The organism is Guyparkeria sp., assembly GCF_046540515.1.
Lineage (GTDB): Bacteria > Pseudomonadota > Gammaproteobacteria > Halothiobacillales > Halothiobacillaceae > Guyparkeria.
In genome coordinates this window covers 13,601-31,597 of record NZ_JBKHFB010000006.1, presented here as the reverse complement: position 1 = coordinate 31,597, position 17,997 = coordinate 13,601, and the positions used below count along the sequence as shown (strand labels likewise).

Sequence of the window (17,997 nt, the reverse complement as noted above, 5' to 3'; positions counted from 1 at the left end):
AGTCCTGAAAAAATGGCCGGTCGGGTAGCCCCCGCACCGGCCATCGGCAGGCATGCGGCGCGACGGATCAGTCCGCGCGCGGCGTCTTGAGGGTGACCAGTTCCTCGGCGGAGGTGGGGTGCAGGGCGACGGTGGCGTCGAACTGGCCCTTGGTCAGGCCGGCCTTCACTGCCACGGCAAAGCCCTGCAGCATCTCGTCGGCGCCGTCGCCGACGATGTGCAGCCCGACCACGCGTTCCTCCTTGCCGACGCATACCAGCTTCATCGCCGTCTTGAAGCCGTGCGAGGAGAGCGCGTAGCGCATCGGGGTGAAGGTGGTCTCGTAGACCGTCACCAGTTTCTTGCCGAAGCGCTCGACCGCCTGCGGTTCGGTCAGGCCGACGGTGCCCAGTGCCGGGTGGGCGAAGACCACCGTCGGGATGGTCTCGTACTCGAGGTGCGCATCGTTCTGGCCGTCGAACAGACGATCGGACAGGCGTCGACCCGCGGCGATGGCCACTGGCGTGAGCGGGTACTTGCCGATGATGTCGCCAATGGCGTAGATGCCCTCGACATTCGTGTTCTGGTAGGCATCGACCGGAATCATGCCGTTCTTCTCCACCGCCACGCCGGCCTTGTCCAGCCCGATGTCGTCGGTGTTCGGCTTGCGGCCGACCGCCCAGATCACCTGGTCGAACGGGCCCAGCTTCTCGCCGTCGGCGCCATGGATGACCGTACCCTTGTCGGTCTTCTCAAGCCGGGCGACCTTGTACGGCAGGTGGGTCTCGATGCCCATCTTGTGCAGGTTCTCGGTGGCCGTCTCGCGGATCAGCGGGTCGAACGGTGCGAGCACCGTGTCGAGCATGTCGAGCAGGGTGACCTCGCTGCCCAGCGAGCGCAGCACGCCGGCCAGCTCCACGCCGATGTAGCCACCGCCGATCACGGCGGCCTTCTTCGGCAGTTCGTCGAGTTCGAAGAAGCCGTCGGAGGTGATGCCATGCTCGGCGCCCGGTACCGGCGGCACCAGCGGGCGGCCGCCGGTGGAGATCACGATGTGGTCGGCGGTATAGGTGGTGCCGTCGACTTCCACCTCGTTGCCGCCCGCCAGACGGCCGTAGCCCGCGATCACCTCGAGCTCGAGGTCCCTGGCGTAGCCGTCCCAGAACTTGGTGATGCCGGCAATGAACTCGCGGCGCTTTTTCACCAGCGTGGCGAAGTCGACCGTGCCCGGCGCCTCGGGGAAGCCCCAGTCGACGGCATCGGCTCGATCGTGGGCGAGGTTGGCGGCGTACCACATGACCTTCTTCGGCACGCAGCCGACGTTGACGCAGGTGCCGCCGAGCGCGGTGGGCTCGACCACGGCGACCCGCTTGCCGTGCTGGGACGCGCGTTCGGCGACCGCGAGACCGCCGGAGCCGCCGCCGAGGACGATCATGTCGAAATGCTTGCCACTCATGGATGCCTCCAGAAAGGGATATCGGAAAATGGGCCGGGCTTCGGCCCGGCTTGTGTCAATGCGGCTTTCGGCTGCCATGCCGTCGAGTCTTGCCCCCGCCGGGCATGGCAGTCGAAAGCCGGCCCGGTTGGTCCGGGCCGGTCGCTGTCGCAGTCAGGTGGCGATCAGTAGCCGTTCTGCTTGAGCCAGGTCTCGACTTCCTCGCTGCCGCCGACGTGCTGGCCGTCGATGTAGCACTGCGGAACGGTCTCGGTCTGGGCCACGGCACGCAGGGCGCGCAGGTGTACCTCGTCACCGACGATGACCTCGTCGAATTCCAGCCCCGCGTCGTGCAGCATGCCCTTGGCGCGGGCACAGAAGGGGCAGCCCTTGCGCGAGAACATCATGATCGAGTGCGGCTTCTTGGCGTTCGGCGCCAGCCAGTCGAGCATGGTGTCGGCGTCCGAGACCTCGTAGGGGTCGCCGGGCTTCTCCGGCTCGATGAACATCTTCTCGATGGTGCCGTCCTTGACCAGCATGGAGTAGCGCCAGGAGCGCTTGCCGAAGCCCAGGTCGTCCTTGTCGACCAGCATGCCCATGCCCTCGGTGAAGTCGCCGTTGCCGTCCGGCAGGAAGCGGATGCGATCGGCGTCCTGGTCCAGGGCCCACTCGTTCATGACGAAGGCGTCGTTGACCGAGATGCAGACGATCTCGTCGACGCCGTGCTTCTTGAATACCGGTGCCAGTTCGTTGAAGCGCGGCACGTGGCTTGAGGAGCAGGTCGGCGTGAACGCGCCCGGCAGCGAGAAGACCGCGACGGTCTTGCCCTTGAAGATCTCGTCGGTGGTCACGTTGACCCAGTCGTGGTCCTGGCGGGTGCGGAAGGTGACGTTGGGTACCTTCTGGCCTTCGCGATTCTCGAGCATGCAAAGTCTCCTTGAGTTGAGTGAGGGTGAGAAAAAGGATGAATCAAGTTGGGCCGGGGCGCCTCGCCGAGCCACCCGGCGCCCTGAAACGTGGGGGCAAAATCGCCAAATGCAATGCCAAGGGCGAGGCCGCCGCCGCGCGGCGGGCATCATGCCGTCAGGGAATGCTGTGTTGGCTTTGCCGTGAATTGCATTCAGGTTAGTCGGTAGGGGCGATCGGGAGAAATTGATTTTTCCGATCAGTTCGATAGCAGACCGCTATCGAAGCGCGCTTGCGCGCAACCAGGGCTGTCTCTGCACGAATGCCAACTCGCTGAAGCGTGCCTTGAGCCGGACAGATGCAAGGCGGCCGTGCGCCGCGGAAGGATGATTCCCTTTTCAGCGACGGAACCGAATCGGCGGGATGCCGATTCGGTCGGCACTCGCCATCCCGAGGGGCGGGGACCATGGACGGAACTCGCGACGCAGCAGATGCCCGGCTTGGGCGCGTCCTGCGGGCCTTGGCGAGTCGTTCTGGCCTCGCGCCGTTCGGCGCTTCCCGGGCCGCGACGTGCCACTGGCACGCCGCTCCGGGCTGCCCATGCTCCGCGTTGCGATGCCTTGACGTGGCCACCTGCACGTCGGCGATATCGCGCCTTGGCCACGAACGACTCGTCAGGCCAGAGTGCCATGGCCTTCGTGCAGAGGATCCTTAGCTATTGGCGGGGGTCTGCTCGAGGGACCAGAGCGACTCGAGCGGTTCGCGGCGGCGGATTTCGTGGAGGGTCTCGCCGTCTACCAGCACCTCGGCGGGGCGTGGCCGGGTGTTGTAGTTCGAGGCCATGGAAAAGCCGTAGGCGCCAGCACCCAGCACGGCGAGCAGGTCGCCCTCGGCCAGTTCCATCTCGCGCTCGTGGCCGAGGAAGTCGCCGGTCTCGCAGATCGGGCCCACGATCTCCCAGGTGCCGGGATGGCGTTCGCCGGCGGCTTGCCCGGCAGGCACGATCGCCATGTCGCTGCCGTACAGTGCCGGGCGCATCAGGTCGTTCATGGCGGCATCGACGATGGCGAAGGACTTGTGCTCGCCGGGCTTGAGGTACTCGACCCGGGTGAGCAGCGCGCCGGCCGGGCCGGCGATGAAGCGGCCCGGCTCGATCCAGATGGGCAGCTCGCGGGCGAGCGGGTCGGCGTCGACCACCGAGCGGATCGCCTCGATCCAGTCGGCTGCCGCCGGCGGGGTCTCGTCGGTGTAGCGAATGCCGAGCCCGCCGCCGAGGTCGAGGTGTTCGAGCGCGATGCCGCGCTCGGCCAGCCGGTGGGCGAGTTTCATCACCCGCTCGGCGGCATCGCGGAAGGGGCTGACGTCGGTCAGCTGCGAGCCGATGTGGCAGTCGATGCCCGTGACCTCGAGCGCCGGGTGTGCGTGCGCCCACTCGTAGAGCGGCAGCGCGGCGTCGATCGCGATGCCGAACTTGTTGTCCTTGAGCCCGGTGGAGATATAGGGGTGGGTGCGGGCATCGACATCCGGGTTGACGCGCAGCGAGATCGGGGCCTTTCGATTCATTTCAGAGGCAATGTCGGCTATTCGGCGCAACTCGGCCTCGGATTCGACGTTCAGGCAGCCGATGCCGGCCGCCAGCGCGCCGCGGATCTCGGCGGCCGACTTGCCCACCCCGGAGAACACGGTCCGGCCGGGATCGCCGCCGGCGGCCATCACGCGGGCCAGCTCGCCGTAGGAGACGATGTCGAAGCCGGCGCCCAGACGGGCGAGCACGTTGAGGACGCCGATATTGCTGTTGGCCTTGACCGCGTAGCAGATGCGGTGGGCGCGCTCGCCGAAGGCCTCGCTCAGCGCGCGGTAGGCCGACTCGATCGCCGCGCGCGAGTAGACGTAGGTCGGCGTCGTGAAGCGTTCGGCGACGTCGGCGAGGCGTACGCCCTCGACCTGCAGGTCGCCTGCGGTGGTTCGGGTGAAGTAGGGGGGCAGTTCCATACGGGGCATGACCGTCTCCGGATCAGTTCGACCGATCGGCCGGCGCATTGCCCTGCTCGGACTGGTCATCCGGCAGATAGAGGGGGCCTTTTTGCCCGCAACCGGTCAGCGGCGCGAAGAACAGCGTCGTGATCAGGAGGATGGCGAACGGACGTGGCATGGGATCTCCGGATGGTTCGGGCGGAGGGTCTCCGGGGCCGCCAGTATGCCTCAACCGCGCCAGGGATGCAGGATGGAGTTGAACGCATTCGCGGTGGAGACGAGTATGGTTGTCCGGGATTTTCGTCAAGCACCGGAGGTTTCTCGATGTTCATCGCGATGAACCGTTTTCGTATCCAGCCCGGTCGTGAACCGGATTTCGAGGCCGTGTGGCGCGACCGGGACTCGCACCTCGAGGACGTGCCCGGCTTCCGCGAGTTCCAACTGTTGCGCGGACCCGGAACAGACGATCACACGCTGTACGCTTCGCACACCGTCTGGGAGTCGCGCCGGGCCTTCGAGGACTGGACCCGTTCGGAGGCATTCCGCGCCGCGCACCGGAATGCAGGTCAGCACAAGGACATGTACCTCGGTCCTCCGGAATTCGAGGGGTTCGAGGTGGTGGGTTGATCGGGTTGCCGCGTTCGGTATCTCGCGGCGCGCCGGCTCGATAGGGGCTGCATGGAGGCCGCTACTCGCCAGGTGCCTGCAGGCAGGCGATGAAAAAGCCGTCGCAACCGTGACGGTCGGGGCGCAGCCGGATCCAGCCGTCGGCGGTCACGGCGTCGCCCGGCAGGCCGTCGATCACCGGGTCGATGGTGTGCCAGTCGGGATGGCGGCCGAGAAAGTCGGCAAGAATGGCCTCGTTTTCCGCCGGCCACAGGCTGCAGGTGGCGTAGACCAGCCGTCCGCCGGGGCGCGTGGCGCCGGCCGCCCGGTCGAGCAGCCGGCACTGGGTGCGGGCCAGTTCCTCCCAGTCGATACTCGCCCAGCGCAGTTCCGGATGGCGGCGCCAGGTGCCCGATCCGCTGCAGGGGGCATCGACCAGTACCCGGTCGAAGTCGACGAGGTCCGCCGGCAGCGGGGCGGTGGCGTCCAGTGCCCGGAGGTCGAGCCTGGTGTCACCGTGGCGGCGGGCGCGTGTCCGCAGGCGATCGAGGCGCTCGGCATGCAGGTCGCAGGCGGTGAGTGTCAACGCGCCGCGGGCCTCGTCGAGCAACCCCAGGGTCTTGCCGCCGGCCCCGGCGCACAGATCCAGCACTCGCTCGCCCGGCCGGGCCCCCAGTGCCCGAACCACCCACTGGCTGCCGGCGTCCTGGACCTCGAAGCCGCCGGCCTCGAAGGCGGGCAACCGGGTCAGTCGAGCCGGGCGTTGGAGACGAACGCCCAATGGCAGGCCGGTGATTGGCTGCGACTCGATGCCGGCCTCGGTCAGTGCGTCGATCAGCGTGTCACGATCGGCGTGTCGCGGGTTGGCGTGCAGGTCCACCGGGGCGCGGGCATCCAGTGCACGGGCGAGTGCCTCGGGCTCGTCGGGCTGCCAGGCCTGCCATTGCGCGGCGGCCGGCGGGGCGAGGTTGAAGCGGATCTCCCGGGGCAGGCGATCGAAAGGTTGCCTGCGACGGCGCGACAGGGTGGAAGGGGCGTCGGGCGTCAGCCCGGCCGCTTCGGCGAGCACCGGGTCGAGCGCCTCGGCAAGTGACAGGGCGGCTGCGACCCGCGCGACCATGTTCGGCGCGCTGTCATCGAGCAGCCAGTCGAGCACCCGGCGCTGACGCAACACGAACAGGGTCAGCTCGCGCACGCGTTCGCGATCACGGCGCCCCATCTTGCGCCGGCCGGCCAATTCGCGTTGCAGGCTGCGGTCGGCGGGCAGGCCCTCGGCGATGATGCGCTCGAGCAGCTCGGCGGCCAGCAGCATCTGGGCCGGGAAGGCGCGGCCGCGTGGCAGATCGGGGCGGGGCCAGTCGTCGGGGGGTGGGCGATGGGTCGGGGTCGGGTCGGTCATGGGGCTCGGCAGTCGGTTGCGGGCGATCGGCACACGTGCCGTTGCACTCCGGTTGGGTGAGTCGCTGGTGATCAGGGCGCTTCGTCGCCGGGTGCCGGCGGCACCCGGTAACCCTGGGGGCGCCGAGCAGTGCGAGATCATGGCGGTTCATCGCGCCCGACCGCATGGGGCCGGATTCCTGCGGACCTTCCTGGAGCGTTTGGTAGTATCTCACGATCTCGCATGCCCCCGACCGGGGGCCGATTTCATTAAAGGACCAAGTCATTCCAATGAGCACGCAAGCAAACGAGGCGACTCGGGGGGCGGCGAACGCGGCGGTCGACCTGCACTTCGAGGAGCGTGGCGGCGGCCTGCCGGTCATCATCATGCACGGGCTGTTCGGTTCGTTGTCCAACTGGCGGGGAGTCGCCCAGTCCCTGAGCGCGAACTACCGCGTCATCAATGTCGATCTGCGCAATCACGGCCGCTCGCCCCACGCGCCCGGGCTTTCCTACGAGGCGATGGCCAACGACATCCTGGCGGTGATGGACCGGCTCGGGGTCGAGCGCGCCCACCTGATCGGTCACTCGCTGGGCGGCAAGCTCGGCATGGTGCTGGCCGACCGTCATCCCGAGCGGGTCGCGCGGCTGGCAGTGGTCGATATCGCGCCGAAGTGGTACCCGCCCTGGCACAAGGACGTCTTCGCCGCGCTTGATGCCGTCGACCTCGATGCTCTCGAGTCGCGCGAGCAGGCGCGCCAGCAAATGGCGGCGCACGTGTTCGAGCCCGAGGTGCGGGCGTTCCTCGCCGCGAACCTCGAGCAGATCGATGGTCAGTGGCGCTGGCGCTTCAACCTCCCCGAACTGAAGGCCGCCTACGCGCAGACCTCGGACATGCCCGAGCTGTCGGGCTTCTACCTCGGCCCGGCACTGTTCATACGTGGCGCCCAGTCGGCCTACATCGAGGCCGGCGACGAGGAGCGCATTGCCCGTGATTTTCCGCAAAGCTGCATCGTCACCCTGGAGCGTGCCCGCCACTGGCCGCACATCGAGGACACCGCCGGGTTCCTCGACGCCGTGACCCGCTTCTTTGCCCACGGTTGCCAGGACTTCCCGACCCGCCCGATCGCCTGAGGGCATCGGCAAGCAGACGCTTGTAGGAAAATTCCTACAAGATAAATGGAAGATTCCTACGAAACTTTCGGCGATTTCGTCTATTCAGGGCGCAGCGAGAGGCGCATCATGCACCCGTGCCTGGACGCACAGGGCAGGAAGCCCACCCGGCCAGGAGGCCGAGGGATCGTACGGCGGACAGGAGGTCCGCGCAGGATGCACCGGCAGAGGATCTGCCAGACCGGGCGGTCGGGTTCGCCCGACGCGCGCACGGCGCTCTCTTAAGGAAGCGCACCGTAAACAACCGGACATCGGGACAGAGTCCAGGTTTTTTGCGGGCCGCCAGGAAGGCCGCGGCGCGTTCGGCAAGGATGCCGGGCCCGGGTAACGGATCTAGCCCAGGCGCCCAGGACGGGCGCCGCCATGGACGGCAAGGGACGATTCCGCGCCGGAGGCGCGCCCGATGCAGGATGGCATCGCCGGATAAGCACGGTGGTAGACGCCGGCAACAACAAGCAACCGCAGGAACGGTCACCGGCGAGACAAGAAACAACAGGACCGGCAACGGATACTGCCCTTGTCTTAGGGATAAGCACTCGCCACACCGGACCCAGGGATCGGGACCCAAGTCGACGCGCAGGGACAATGCGCCGGATCCATGCCGCAAGGCAGGATCGTTTCCCGGCCAGGATGGCCCTTCTCCTTCATCCTCCGGTCCTCGACAGACCAAGCTGACTCAACCGCCACCACCCTCCGAGCATTCGGATCCGGGTGCATTTCGCGTTTGTGCATTTGTGCGTTTCGGGCAACGGCTTGCAAGGGAGGCTGTCGGGGTCGTGGCAGTGGCGCTGCGTCGGTCACCATGAATGCCCCGTGCGGTTCGCCACCCGGATTCGTTCGTTCGCTCCCGCTCGATTCGGGTTACACGACCCCTGGGCATTTGATCGGGGCCGCATGTCAGCAGGCCGGAGTGGTTTTCCCGGTGGCCTGTCCCCGCGCGGCGGGGTAGACTGCGCCGGCCATGAAGCTCGACGCCTTCGACTACAACCTGTCTCCCGACCGCATTGCCGCCCGCCCGGCCGAGCCGCGCGAATCCGCGCGCCTGCTGGTGCTGCCGACCGACGGCGAGTTCGAGCACCGGACAATCAACGACCTTCCCGGCCTGATCGAGCCCGGCGACCTCCTGATCCTGAACGATACCCGCGTGATCCCGGCACGTGCGTTCGGCCGCAAGGCCTCGGGGGGCAAGGTGGAATTCCTGCTCGAGCGCCTGCTCGATGCTGATCGCGTGCTTTGCCACCTTCGAAGCAGCCGTTCGCCGAAGATCGGCACCGATCTCCACATGGAAGGGGGTGCCAGGCTCGAGGTGGTCGGCCGAGATGGTGCGTTGTTCGAATTAGCGCTGCGCGATTCCGATGCCCCGGGTGGCCTGCTTGGCTGGCTCGAGGCGCATGGTCACATGCCGCTGCCCACCTACATCGAGCGGGCGGACGACGACCAGGACCGCCACGACTACCAGACGGTCTTCGCGCGCCGCGACGGGGCGGTCGCCGCGCCCACGGCCGGGCTGCACCTGACCGAAGCGCTGCTCGATCGCCTGCGCGCCAAGGGCGTCGAGACCACCTTCGTCACCCTGCACGTTGGCGCGGGCACCTTCCAGCCGGTGCGAAGCGAGACCATCGAGGCCCACGAGATGCACCGCGAGTGGACCGAGGTGCCGGCCGCCGCCGTCGATGCCGTGGCCGCCGCGCGGCGACGCGGCAATCGCGTGATCGCGATCGGTACCACCGCGGTGCGGGCCATCGAGACAGCCGCCCGCGCCCACCCCGAGCGGGCTGCGTGCGGCGAGATCGGCCCGTTCGTCGGCGACACCCAGCTGTTCCTGTATCCCGGTCAGCCGCTGCACGTCATCGACGCGATGCTGACCAATTTCCACCTGCCGCGCTCGACCCTGCTGATGCTGGTCTCCGCGTTCGCCGGCCGCGAGCGCGTGTTGGCCGCCTATCACGAGGCGATCGAGCGCGGCTACCGCTTCTATTCCTTCGGCGATGCGATGTTCATCGAGGCCCGCGCCGGCGTCGACGCCGGGGAGACCGCATGAAGTTCGACCTGCACGACTGCACGCTCGCGAAACCCGACGCCGCACGCCTGGCCGGGCCACGCCGCGGCACGATTCGTTTCGAGCGCGGCACGATCGACACCCCCGCGTTCATGCCGGTGGGCACTTACGGCACGGTCAAGGCGGTCACGCCCGAGGAGCTGGTCGATCTGGGCGCGCAGATCGTGCTCGGCAACACCTTCCACCTGATGCTGCGCCCGGGAACCGAGATCATCCGCCTGCACGGCGATCTGCACGACTTCATGCACTGGGAGCGCCCCATTCTGACCGACTCGGGCGGCTTTCAGGTGTTCTCGCTGGCCGAGATGCGCAAGATCACGGAGGAAGGGGTGCGCTTCGCCTCGCCGGTCAACGGCGACCGGGTGATGCTCACCCCCGAGTCCTCGATGCAGGTGCAGCACGAGCTCGGTTCGGACATCCAGATGATCTTCGACGAGTGCACGCCCTACCCGGCGACGGCCGAGGTCGCCGGCGCCTCGATGCGTCTATCCCTGCGCTGGGCGGCGCGCTCCAAGGCGGCCTTCGAGGCATTGAAGCCAGAGGGCTCGGACCGGGCCCTGTTCGGCATCGTCCAGGGCGGCATGCACGCGGCCCTGCGGCGCGAGTCGGCCGCGGGGCTGGTCGAGCTGGGCTTCGATGGCTATGCCGTCGGCGGCTTGTCGGTGGGCGAGCCGCTCGCCGAGCGCAACGCGGTGCTCGAGGTCACCCTGCCCGAACTGCCCGGCGATCGTCCGCGCTACCTGATGGGCGTGGGCAAGCCCGAGGACCTGGTCGAGTCGGTCGCCCGCGGCATCGACATGTTCGATTGCGTCATGCCCACCCGCAACGCGCGCAACGGCCACCTGTTCACACGCTATGGCGACGTGCGGCTGAAGAACGCCCGCTACGCCACCGACGTGGCGCCGCTCGACGCCGACTGTGACTGCTACACCTGCCGACACTACTCGCGCGCCTACCTCAAGCACTTGCACAAGGCGCGCGAGGTGCTGGGCGCCCGGCTGTGCACGATCCACAACCTGCACTACTACCAGGTGCTGATGGCCGAGATGCGCGCGGCGATCGAGGCGGATGCCTTCGAGGCTTACCGGGCCCGGTTCTACGTCGAGCGCGCTCGCGGGGTGTGATCGGCTCGCCGCAATGCAAACGCCGGGGCTTGTGGCATACTCCGGGGCTGCCTTATCAACCACGCACCAAATCAACCGGGAGCACCAACCACGATGTTCTTTATCAGCGATGCCATGGCCCAGGCGGAAGGGGCCGGCGAGCCGAACCTGCTGGCGACCTTCCTGCCGCTGCTGCTCATCTTCGCCGTCATGTACTTCCTGCTGATCCGTCCGCAGGTCAAGCGTCAGAAGGAGCACAAGAAGCTGGTCGAGGCGATCGAGAAAGGTGACGAGGTCGCCACCTCCGGTGGCCTGCTGGGTCGGGTAATCAACGTCGGCGACACGCTGCTGGTGTTGGAGATCGCCGAGGGCACCACGGTGGTGGTGCAGCGATTCGCCGTCACCACGGTGATGCCCAAGGGCACCATCAAGGACGCGCGCGAGGCCTGATCCTCGCCACCGCAAAAGGGCTCGCCACGGCGGGCCCTCTCGTTTATCCGCCCGCCGGCCAGGGACGCGTGCCGGCGGGGTGCGCCTCCTCACCCGGGGCGCCGTTCCACGCGAAGGCCTAGAAGATGAACCGCTATCCCCTGTGGAAGAATCTGATCGTCGTCGTTGTCGTGCTGGTGGGGCTGTTCTATGCCCTGCCGAACTTCTTCGGCGAAGAGCCGGCCCTGCAGATCTCCAAGCGCGACGGCAACCTGGAGCAGTCCGCCCTGTCCGAGGCGCAGAGCGCCCTGCGTGCGGCCGGCATCGAGTACGGCCGTGCCGAGATACAGGGCGATTCCGGTCTGATCCGCTTCGGTTCCACCGATGAGCAGCTCGAGGCGGTGGACGTGGTGCGTGCCGCCCTCGGCGGTGACTACCCGGTCGCCCTCAACCTGGCCCCGGCCGCGCCGGCCTGGCTGACCGATCTTGGCGCCCTGCCGATGTATCTCGGTCTCGACCTGCGCGGCGGCGTACACTTCCTGATGCAGGTGGACATGGACGCGGCGATCAATACCGCGCTGAAGAGTCGTGTCGACGGCATGCGTGCCGACCTGCGCGGCGCCGAGCTGCGTTACGTTTCGGCCGATGTGGCCGAGGAACAGCGTATCCAGGTGCGCTTCCGCGACGCCGAGTCGCGCGATCAGGCGATCGAGCGGCTGGCCGGCGACTACGAGGATCTCGAGTTCAGTGCCGACGAGATCGACGGCGAGCCCTACCTGACCGCCGAGATGACGGAGGAAGGCGTCGAGACCGAGCGCCGCGCCGCCCTCGAGCAGAACATCACCACCCTGCGCAATCGCGTCAACGAGCTGGGCGTGGCCGAGCCGCTGATCCAGCAGCAGGGCGAGGATCGCATCGTGGTCGAGCTGCCGGGCATCCAGGACACGGTGCGCGCCAAGGAGATCCTGGGCGCCACGGCGACACTGGAGTTCCGTCTCGTTCACGGCTCGCCGAATGACTGGGCCGACGCCGACGAGTCGGGCAGCGTCCCGCCGCAGGCGCGGCTCTACGAGCGTCGGGAAGGGGGCTCCGTGCTCCTCAAGCGCCAGGTGATCGTCACGGGCGACCGGGTGACCGGGGCCTCCTCGGGCTTCGACCAGGATTCGGGCTCGCCGGCGGTGTTCGTCAACCTCGACAGCCAGGGCGCGCGGCGCATGGCCGACATCACCGGCGACAACATCGGCAAGCAGATGGGCGTGGTGTTCATCGAGAACCGCATCGACACCAAGGTCGACGAGGACGGCAAGCTGACCGAGGAAAAGAAACTGGTCGAGGAGGTGATCAACGTCGCCACCATCCGCGACCAGCTCGCCAACCGCTTCCAGATCACCGGTCTGGATTCCTCCGAGGAGGCGCGTAACCTGTCGCTGCTGCTGCGTGCCGGCGCCCTGCGCGCACCGATGGACATCGTCGAGGAGCGCACCGTCGGTCCGAGCCTGGGTGCCGAGAACATCCAGGCGGGCGTGAACGCCGCCATGCTCGGCTTCGTGTTGGTGGCGATCTTCATGATGATCTACTACCGGGTCTTCGGCGTGATCGCCGTGGTCGCGCTGGTGACCAACCTGGTGCTGATCGTCGCGGTGCTCTCCATGCTGCAGGCCACACTCACCCTGCCGGGTATCGCCGGCATCGTGCTGACGGTGGGCATGGCGGTGGATGCCAACGTGCTGATCTTCGAGCGGATCCGAGAGGAGGTCAGAAACGGCATGACACCGCACGCGGCGATGAAGGCGGGCTACGAGCGGGCCTTCGGCACCATCCTGGACGCCAACATCACCACGCTGCTGGCCGCGCTGGCCCTGTTCGCCTTCGGCACCGGGCCGATCAAGGGCTTCGCCGTGACGCTGTCGATCGGCATCCTGGCCTCGGTGTTCACCGCGGTGATGCTGTCGCGCGCGCTGGCCAACCTGGTCTACGGCCGCCAGGCGCGCCTGAAGGGACTTTCCATCTGAGCCGGTCAGCGACCGGCATTCGAATCAGACGAGTGACACCATGAACGTATTCCCGCCCGACGCGCGATTCGATTTCTTCGGCAAGCGCCATTTCGCCTACGTGCTCTCGGCGATCCTGCTGCTGGTCGCCGCCGGTTCTCTGGTGACCAAGGGCCTGAACCTGGGGCTGGATTTCACCGGTGGCGTGGTGATCGAGCTCGGCTACCCGGGCGGCGCGGACATCGACACGGTGCGCGAGACACTCGACGCCCAGGGCTTCGATAACGCCGTCGCGCAGCTGTTCGGTTCGTCGGAGTCGGTGATGATCCGCCTCCCGCCGACCGACGACAGCCACAGCTCGCTGGCCGACGACCTGCTGCTCGCCATGCAGGCCGAGACCGATGACGTGGAGATGCGCCGGGTCGAGTACGTCGGCCCGGCCGTGGGCAAGGAGCTGTTCAACGCCGGCGGGCTCGCCCTGCTGGTCGTGCTGGCGGGCATCCTCGTCTACGTCGGTTTCCGGTTCCAGGTACGCCTGGCCGGCGGCGCGATCCTGGCGCTGGCGCACGACCTCGTCGTGGTGCTGGGCATCGTGAGCCTGCTGGGCATTCGTTTCGACCTGACCGTGCTGGCCGCCTTCCTCGCGCTGGCGGGCTACTCGATCAACGACACCATCGTCGTGTTCGACCGCATCCGCGAGAACTTCCAGAAGATGCGCAAGGGCACCGAGAAGGAGGTGATGAACGCCTCGGTCAACCAGACCATGTCGCGCACGGTGATCACCTCGGGGACCACCTTCCTGACCGCCCTGGCGCTGTTCGTCTTCGGTGGCGAGGCCTTGTACGGCTTTTCGCTGACGCTGCTGCTCGGTATCGCGATCGGCACCTTCTCCTCGATCTACGTCGCCTCGGCCATCTCGCTGGACATGGGCCTCAAGCGCCAGGACCTGCTCAAGATCGACGACAAGGAGCGACTCAAGCAGGCCGAGGACAGCGCACCCTGATCTGGCCGGTGGTCGGAAAGAAGAAAGCCCGCAGTGAATGCGGGCTTTTTCGTGTCCGGTGGCGCCTCGGCGGGTTACTCGGGGCGGGAGACCGAGCGCCAGGCCTGTTCGCCCTTGCTGATCGCCTGGAGCATCGCGTGGACCAGTTTGGGGTTGGCGCAGATGACGTTGCCACTGGCGAGGTAGTCGTCACCGCCCTGGTTGTCGATCACGACCCCGCCGGCCTCGCGCACCAGCAGCACGCCGGCGGCCATGTCCCAGGGCTTGAGCCCGAATTCCCAGAAGCCGTCGAAACGGCCCGCGGCCACGTAGGCCAGATCCAGTGCCGCCGAACCGGGGCGGCGGATGCCGGCGATCGGGCCGTGCAGCGCCCGCAGGGTCGCGATGTAGCGCTCGAGGTTCTGGTCGTCACGGAACGGGATGCCGGTGCCCAGCAGCGCGCCGTCGAGGCCCTTGCGCGGGGCAACGCGGATGCGACGGTTGTCGAGGAAGGCACCCGCGCCGCGCTCGGCGGTGAACAGCTCCTGGTTGACCGGGTTGTAGATCACCCCGAGTTCCAGTCGGCCCTGCCGTTCCAGTGCGATCGAAACGGCGTAATGACCGATGCCGTGCAGGAAGTTGGTGGTGCCGTCGAGCGGATCGATGATCCAGCGGTACTCGGCGTTTTCCCGCCCGCCCGTGCCGGATTCCTCGGCAAGGATGCCGTGGTCCGGGTAGGCGCGGGTGAGCGTGTCGATGATCGCCGCCTCGGCCTGGTGGTCGACCTCGCTGACGAAGTCGTTGCGCTTTTTCGACTCGATGGTGAGATCGGTGACGCGGTCGCGGCTGCGGGAAATGACACTGCCGGCGGCGCGAGCGGCGCGCACGGCGATATTGAGCATGGGGTGCGGCATAATGGTCTGGTCGGCTCGACGAGCGAATGGTGGATGACGGGCCGTGTCAGGCGGCTTGCTTGTCGCCGGTGGCGCGTCCGGGCCGGTCGATCGGACCGCGATGCCCGGTCGGGACGCTGACAGCGCCCCGTTCCTCGGATCCGGAATTATACGCGTAAACGCCCCCGTGTCAGCCATGTCGCAACCGTCCCCTCCCGCCCACAACCCGTCCGCCGAGCCGCTGGCGCGGATCGAGATCGTGCTCTGCCAGACATCGATGGCCGAGAACATCGGCGCCGCCGCCCGGGCGATGAAGACCATGGGCCTGTCGCGGCTGGTGCTGGTCGCCCCGCGAGCCGATCGCGCCGCCATCGACGACAAGGCCCGTGCCGTGGCCACGCACGCCGCCGAACTCCTCGACACCGCGCGCATCGTCGATTCGGTGCAAGCGGCCGTCGCGGATTCGGTGAGCGTGTGGGCGACCAGCGCCCGGGTGCGCAGCCTTGCCCTGCCGCTCGTCGACGGGCGGACCGCGGCGGCCGATATCATGCGCCGGGCCGGCTCGCTGGCCGACGACCCGACCGGGCGGATCAGCATTCTCTTCGGCGCCGAGCGCACCGGGCTGACCAACGAGGAGCTGGGGGTGGCCGATCACCTGCTGGCACTGCATGCCAATCCGGACTACCCGGTGCTCAACCTCGCCCAGGCAGTGCAGCTGGTGGCCTACGAGCTGTTCCATGCCGCCCAGGCCCCCGAGCCGGCCGAGCCCGGGGGCGAGCCGCCGGCCCGGCGGGCCGAGCTTGCTACACTCTGCGCTCGCCTCGAGGCGGCGCTGGCCGAGCGCGGCTATTTCCCCGGCGCGGATGCGGTCGAGACCGACCGGCATGCCCGGCGCCTGATGCATCGCATCGGCGTGATGCTCAACCGGGCCGAGCCCCGTCGCGACGAGCTGCAGATACTCCAGGGCATGCTGACAGCCCTCGACCGGGCGCGGCGCGACGGGACGGATTGAGACACAGACAGCGGAGCGAGCCCATGGGCTGGTGGAAGACCATTCTCGATGACGTCGACAGCGTGTTCGACCGCGACCCGGCGGCGCGCGGCCGCTGGGAGATCGCGCTGACCTACCCGGGGTTGCACGCCGTCTGGTGGCATCGGGTTGCCCATGCCCTATGGCGGCGCAACTGGCGCCTGCTCGCCCGGCTGATCTCGAATGTCAGCCGCTGGCTGACCGGCATCGAGATCCACCCCGGCGCCCGTATCGGCCGGCGCTTTTTCATCGATCACGGCATGGGCGTGGTGATCGGCGAGACCGCCGAGATCGGCGATGACTGCACCCTGTATCACGGCGTCACCCTTGGCGGGACCACCTGGCGCGAGGGCAAGCGCCATCCGACGCTGGGAGCCGGGGTGGTGGTCGGTGCCGGGGCGAAGATCCTCGGGCCGGTCACGCTCGGCGAGGGCGTGCGGGTCGGGTCGAACGCCGTGGTGCTCAAGGACGCGCCGGACGGGGCGACCCTGGTGGGCATCCCGGCGCGCGTGGTCGGGCAGCGGGCCGAGCAGAGCGAGACCAAGCGGCGCGTCGCCCAGCGATTGGGCTTCGATGCCTACGGGGTGGCCCGCGACATGCCCGATCCGGTGGCGACCGTGGTCGACCGGCTGCTCGATCACGTTCAGGCGGTCGACGGTCAGCTCGACGAGATGGCCGATGCCCTGCGCTCGCTCGGGGTCGAGGTCTCGCGGCCCAGCCGACCGAGCCTCGACGGATGCCACCTTGACGAGGAGGATGGCGTGGCAGGCTGTGGGCGGGCGGAGGTCGCCGAGGAGCGCCCGGCATCGCGCGATTGATGCGACCGCTCGATGCCCATATACAGCGCCGGGTCGGCGGATTATCATGGGGCTTCTATCCCCGAGAAAACCGCTCGGGAATGAGCCGATTTGGGCGGCCCCGCCGGGGGTTGCCGGGAGGTTTGCAATGAGGTTGACGACCAAGGGCCGTTACGCCGTCACGGCCATGCTGGACCTGGCGATCCACGATCGCGGCCAGCCGACCGCGCTGGCCGATATTGCCGAGCGGCAGTCGCTGTCGCTCTCCTACCTCGAACAGCTGTTCGCCCAGCTGCGTCGCGGGCAGCTGGTCAGCAGCGTGCGCGGCCCGGGCGGCGGCTACCAGCTCGCCCGCGAGCCGTCGCGTATCAATATCGCCGAGATCATCCACGCCGTCGACGAGGTGGTCGACGTCACGCGTTGCGGCGGGCAGGGCAACTGCCAGAGCGGAGGCAAGTGCCTCGCCCACGACCTGTGGATGGGGTTGTCTGCCCAGATCCAGGGCTTTCTGGAGTCCATCTCGCTGGCCGATCTGGTGGAGCAGCCCGACGTGCTCGACGTTTCCGCCCGGCAGGACGACCAGCTGCAAGTGGCTCGGGACGAGCGCTCGCAGGCCGTCGCGGCCGGCATGCGGGGCGTCGGCCCCTGATTGGAAGACGCTCCGGACGGTCCGCCTTGCTGCCGTCCGATCGGTTTGCATGGAATGTTTCCCGGTGACTCGTTAGAATGACGCGCTTTGCTGCCGCTCGCCCCTGGCGAGCGGCAGCTGCCTGTTTCCGTTTTCTTTTTCACGTTTCACCGGGGCGTATCGATCCCGCCCGATCAGGAGAGAATTTCATGGCCGTAGAACGCACCCTTTCGATCATCAAGCCCGACGCCGTCGCCAAGAACGTGATCGGCCAGATCATCTCGCGCTTCGAGGACGCGGGTCTGTCGGTGGTCGGTGCGCGCATGCTGCAACTGAGCCGCGAGCAGGCCGAGGGCTTTTACGCGGTGCACAAGGAGCGTCCGTTCTTCGGTGAACTGGTCGACTTCATGATCTCCGGTCCGGTATTCGTCCAGGTGCTCGAGGGCGAGGACGCCATCGCCAAGAACCGTGACCTGATGGGCGCGACCAATCCGAAGGAAGCCGAGCCGGGCACCATCCGTGCCGACTTCGCCGAGTCGATCGATGCCAACGCGGTTCACGGTTCTGACAGCGCCGAGAACGCGCGCACCGAGATCGATTTCTTCTTCAAGTCCGACGAGCTCTGCAGCCGCTGA

17 protein-coding genes are annotated in these 17,997 nt (G+C 67.8%); 11 read left to right on the top strand and 6 right to left on the bottom strand.

Translation table 11 applies throughout. From position 1 onward, the window contains the following. Positions 1-67: 67 nt before the first annotated feature. From gorA to lptM, 4 genes are all read right to left on the bottom strand, one after another. Entirely contained in the window at positions 68-1,435 is a 1,368-nt protein-coding gene (gene gorA / locus ACLFRM_RS01490; protein WP_410753852.1) for a glutathione-disulfide reductase, read from the bottom strand. Positions 1,436-1,599: 164 nt separating this feature from the next. Beyond that, positions 1,600-2,340 carry a glutathione peroxidase gene (locus ACLFRM_RS01485; protein ID WP_410753851.1) on the bottom strand — a complete coding sequence of 247 codons (741 nt, stop codon included), beginning with the start codon at positions 2,338-2,340 and terminating at the stop codon, positions 1,600-1,602. A 691-nt stretch (positions 2,341-3,031) separates the two neighbouring features. Then, the gene (gene lysA / locus ACLFRM_RS01480) at positions 3,032-4,321 is read right to left on the bottom strand and encodes a diaminopimelate decarboxylase (protein ID WP_410753850.1); all 1,290 of its coding nucleotides are present in this window, start codon (positions 4,319-4,321) and stop codon (positions 3,032-3,034) included. A 13-nt stretch (positions 4,322-4,334) separates the two neighbouring features. Further along, a complete protein-coding gene (gene lptM, locus ACLFRM_RS01475; protein WP_410753849.1) occupies positions 4,335-4,472 on the bottom strand; it encodes an LPS translocon maturation chaperone LptM in 138 nt (45 codons plus the stop codon). Positions 4,473-4,618: 146 nt separating this feature from the next. On the opposite strand from lptM, the gene ACLFRM_RS01470 reads away from it, so the two are divergent. Beyond that, on the top strand, positions 4,619-4,921 hold the full coding sequence (locus ACLFRM_RS01470; protein ID WP_410753848.1) for an antibiotic biosynthesis monooxygenase family protein: 303 nt from the start codon (positions 4,619-4,621) through the stop codon (positions 4,919-4,921). A 61-nt stretch (positions 4,922-4,982) separates the two neighbouring features. Here ACLFRM_RS01470 and ACLFRM_RS01465 read toward each other — a convergent pair whose 3' ends face one another. After that, positions 4,983-6,299: an RsmB/NOP family class I SAM-dependent RNA methyltransferase gene (locus tag ACLFRM_RS01465; protein ID WP_410753847.1), complete on the bottom strand. Its 1,317-nt coding sequence runs from the start codon at positions 6,297-6,299 to the stop codon at positions 4,983-4,985. Positions 6,300-6,568: 269 nt separating this feature from the next. On the opposite strand from ACLFRM_RS01465, the gene ACLFRM_RS01460 reads away from it, so the two are divergent. The 6 genes from ACLFRM_RS01460 (at position 6,569) to secF (ending at position 14,035) form a co-directional block, all read left to right on the top strand. Then, on the top strand, positions 6,569-7,411 hold the full coding sequence (locus ACLFRM_RS01460) for an alpha/beta fold hydrolase (protein WP_410753846.1): 843 nt from the start codon (positions 6,569-6,571) through the stop codon (positions 7,409-7,411). Between the two features lie 1,000 nt (positions 7,412-8,411). Continuing rightward, the gene (gene queA, locus ACLFRM_RS01455; protein WP_410753845.1) at positions 8,412-9,491 is read left to right on the top strand and encodes a tRNA preQ1(34) S-adenosylmethionine ribosyltransferase-isomerase QueA; all 1,080 of its coding nucleotides are present in this window, start codon (positions 8,412-8,414) and stop codon (positions 9,489-9,491) included. After that, positions 9,488-10,633, top strand: coding sequence for a tRNA guanosine(34) transglycosylase Tgt (gene tgt, locus ACLFRM_RS01450; RefSeq protein ID WP_410753844.1), 1,146 nt, complete (start codon positions 9,488-9,490; stop codon positions 10,631-10,633). Before queA ends, tgt begins: the two co-directional genes overlap by 4 nt. A gap of 93 nt (positions 10,634-10,726) precedes the next feature. Further along, a complete protein-coding gene (yajC, locus tag ACLFRM_RS01445; protein ID WP_410753843.1) occupies positions 10,727-11,062 on the top strand; it encodes a preprotein translocase subunit YajC in 336 nt (111 codons plus the stop codon). 125 nt (positions 11,063-11,187) lie between these two features. Beyond that, positions 11,188-13,053: a protein translocase subunit SecD gene (gene secD / locus ACLFRM_RS01440; RefSeq protein ID WP_410753841.1), complete on the top strand. Its 1,866-nt coding sequence runs from the start codon at positions 11,188-11,190 to the stop codon at positions 13,051-13,053. 40 nt (positions 13,054-13,093) lie between these two features. Further along, positions 13,094-14,035 (top strand): protein translocase subunit SecF, encoded by a 942-nt coding sequence (secF, locus tag ACLFRM_RS01435; RefSeq protein ID WP_410753840.1) that lies wholly within the window; start codon positions 13,094-13,096, stop codon positions 14,033-14,035. A gap of 74 nt (positions 14,036-14,109) precedes the next feature. Here secF and ACLFRM_RS01430 read toward each other — a convergent pair whose 3' ends face one another. Next, positions 14,110-14,916 (bottom strand): inositol monophosphatase family protein, encoded by an 807-nt coding sequence (locus tag ACLFRM_RS01430; RefSeq protein WP_410753839.1) that lies wholly within the window; start codon positions 14,914-14,916, stop codon positions 14,110-14,112. A gap of 187 nt (positions 14,917-15,103) precedes the next feature. Between ACLFRM_RS01430 and ACLFRM_RS01425 the strand changes: the two genes are divergently transcribed. The 4 genes from ACLFRM_RS01425 (at position 15,104) to ndk (ending at position 17,997) form a co-directional block, all read left to right on the top strand. Next, on the top strand, positions 15,104-15,919 hold the full coding sequence (locus ACLFRM_RS01425) for an RNA methyltransferase (protein WP_410753838.1): 816 nt from the start codon (positions 15,104-15,106) through the stop codon (positions 15,917-15,919). Between the two features lie 23 nt (positions 15,920-15,942). After that, positions 15,943-16,755, top strand: coding sequence for a serine O-acetyltransferase (gene cysE, locus ACLFRM_RS01420; protein WP_410753837.1), 813 nt, complete (start codon positions 15,943-15,945; stop codon positions 16,753-16,755). A 127-nt stretch (positions 16,756-16,882) separates the two neighbouring features. Further along, a complete protein-coding gene (locus tag ACLFRM_RS01415; protein ID WP_410753836.1) occupies positions 16,883-17,383 on the top strand; it encodes an Rrf2 family transcriptional regulator in 501 nt (166 codons plus the stop codon). A gap of 188 nt (positions 17,384-17,571) precedes the next feature. Then, entirely contained in the window at positions 17,572-17,997 is a 426-nt protein-coding gene (gene ndk, locus ACLFRM_RS01410; RefSeq protein ID WP_410753835.1) for a nucleoside-diphosphate kinase, read from the top strand.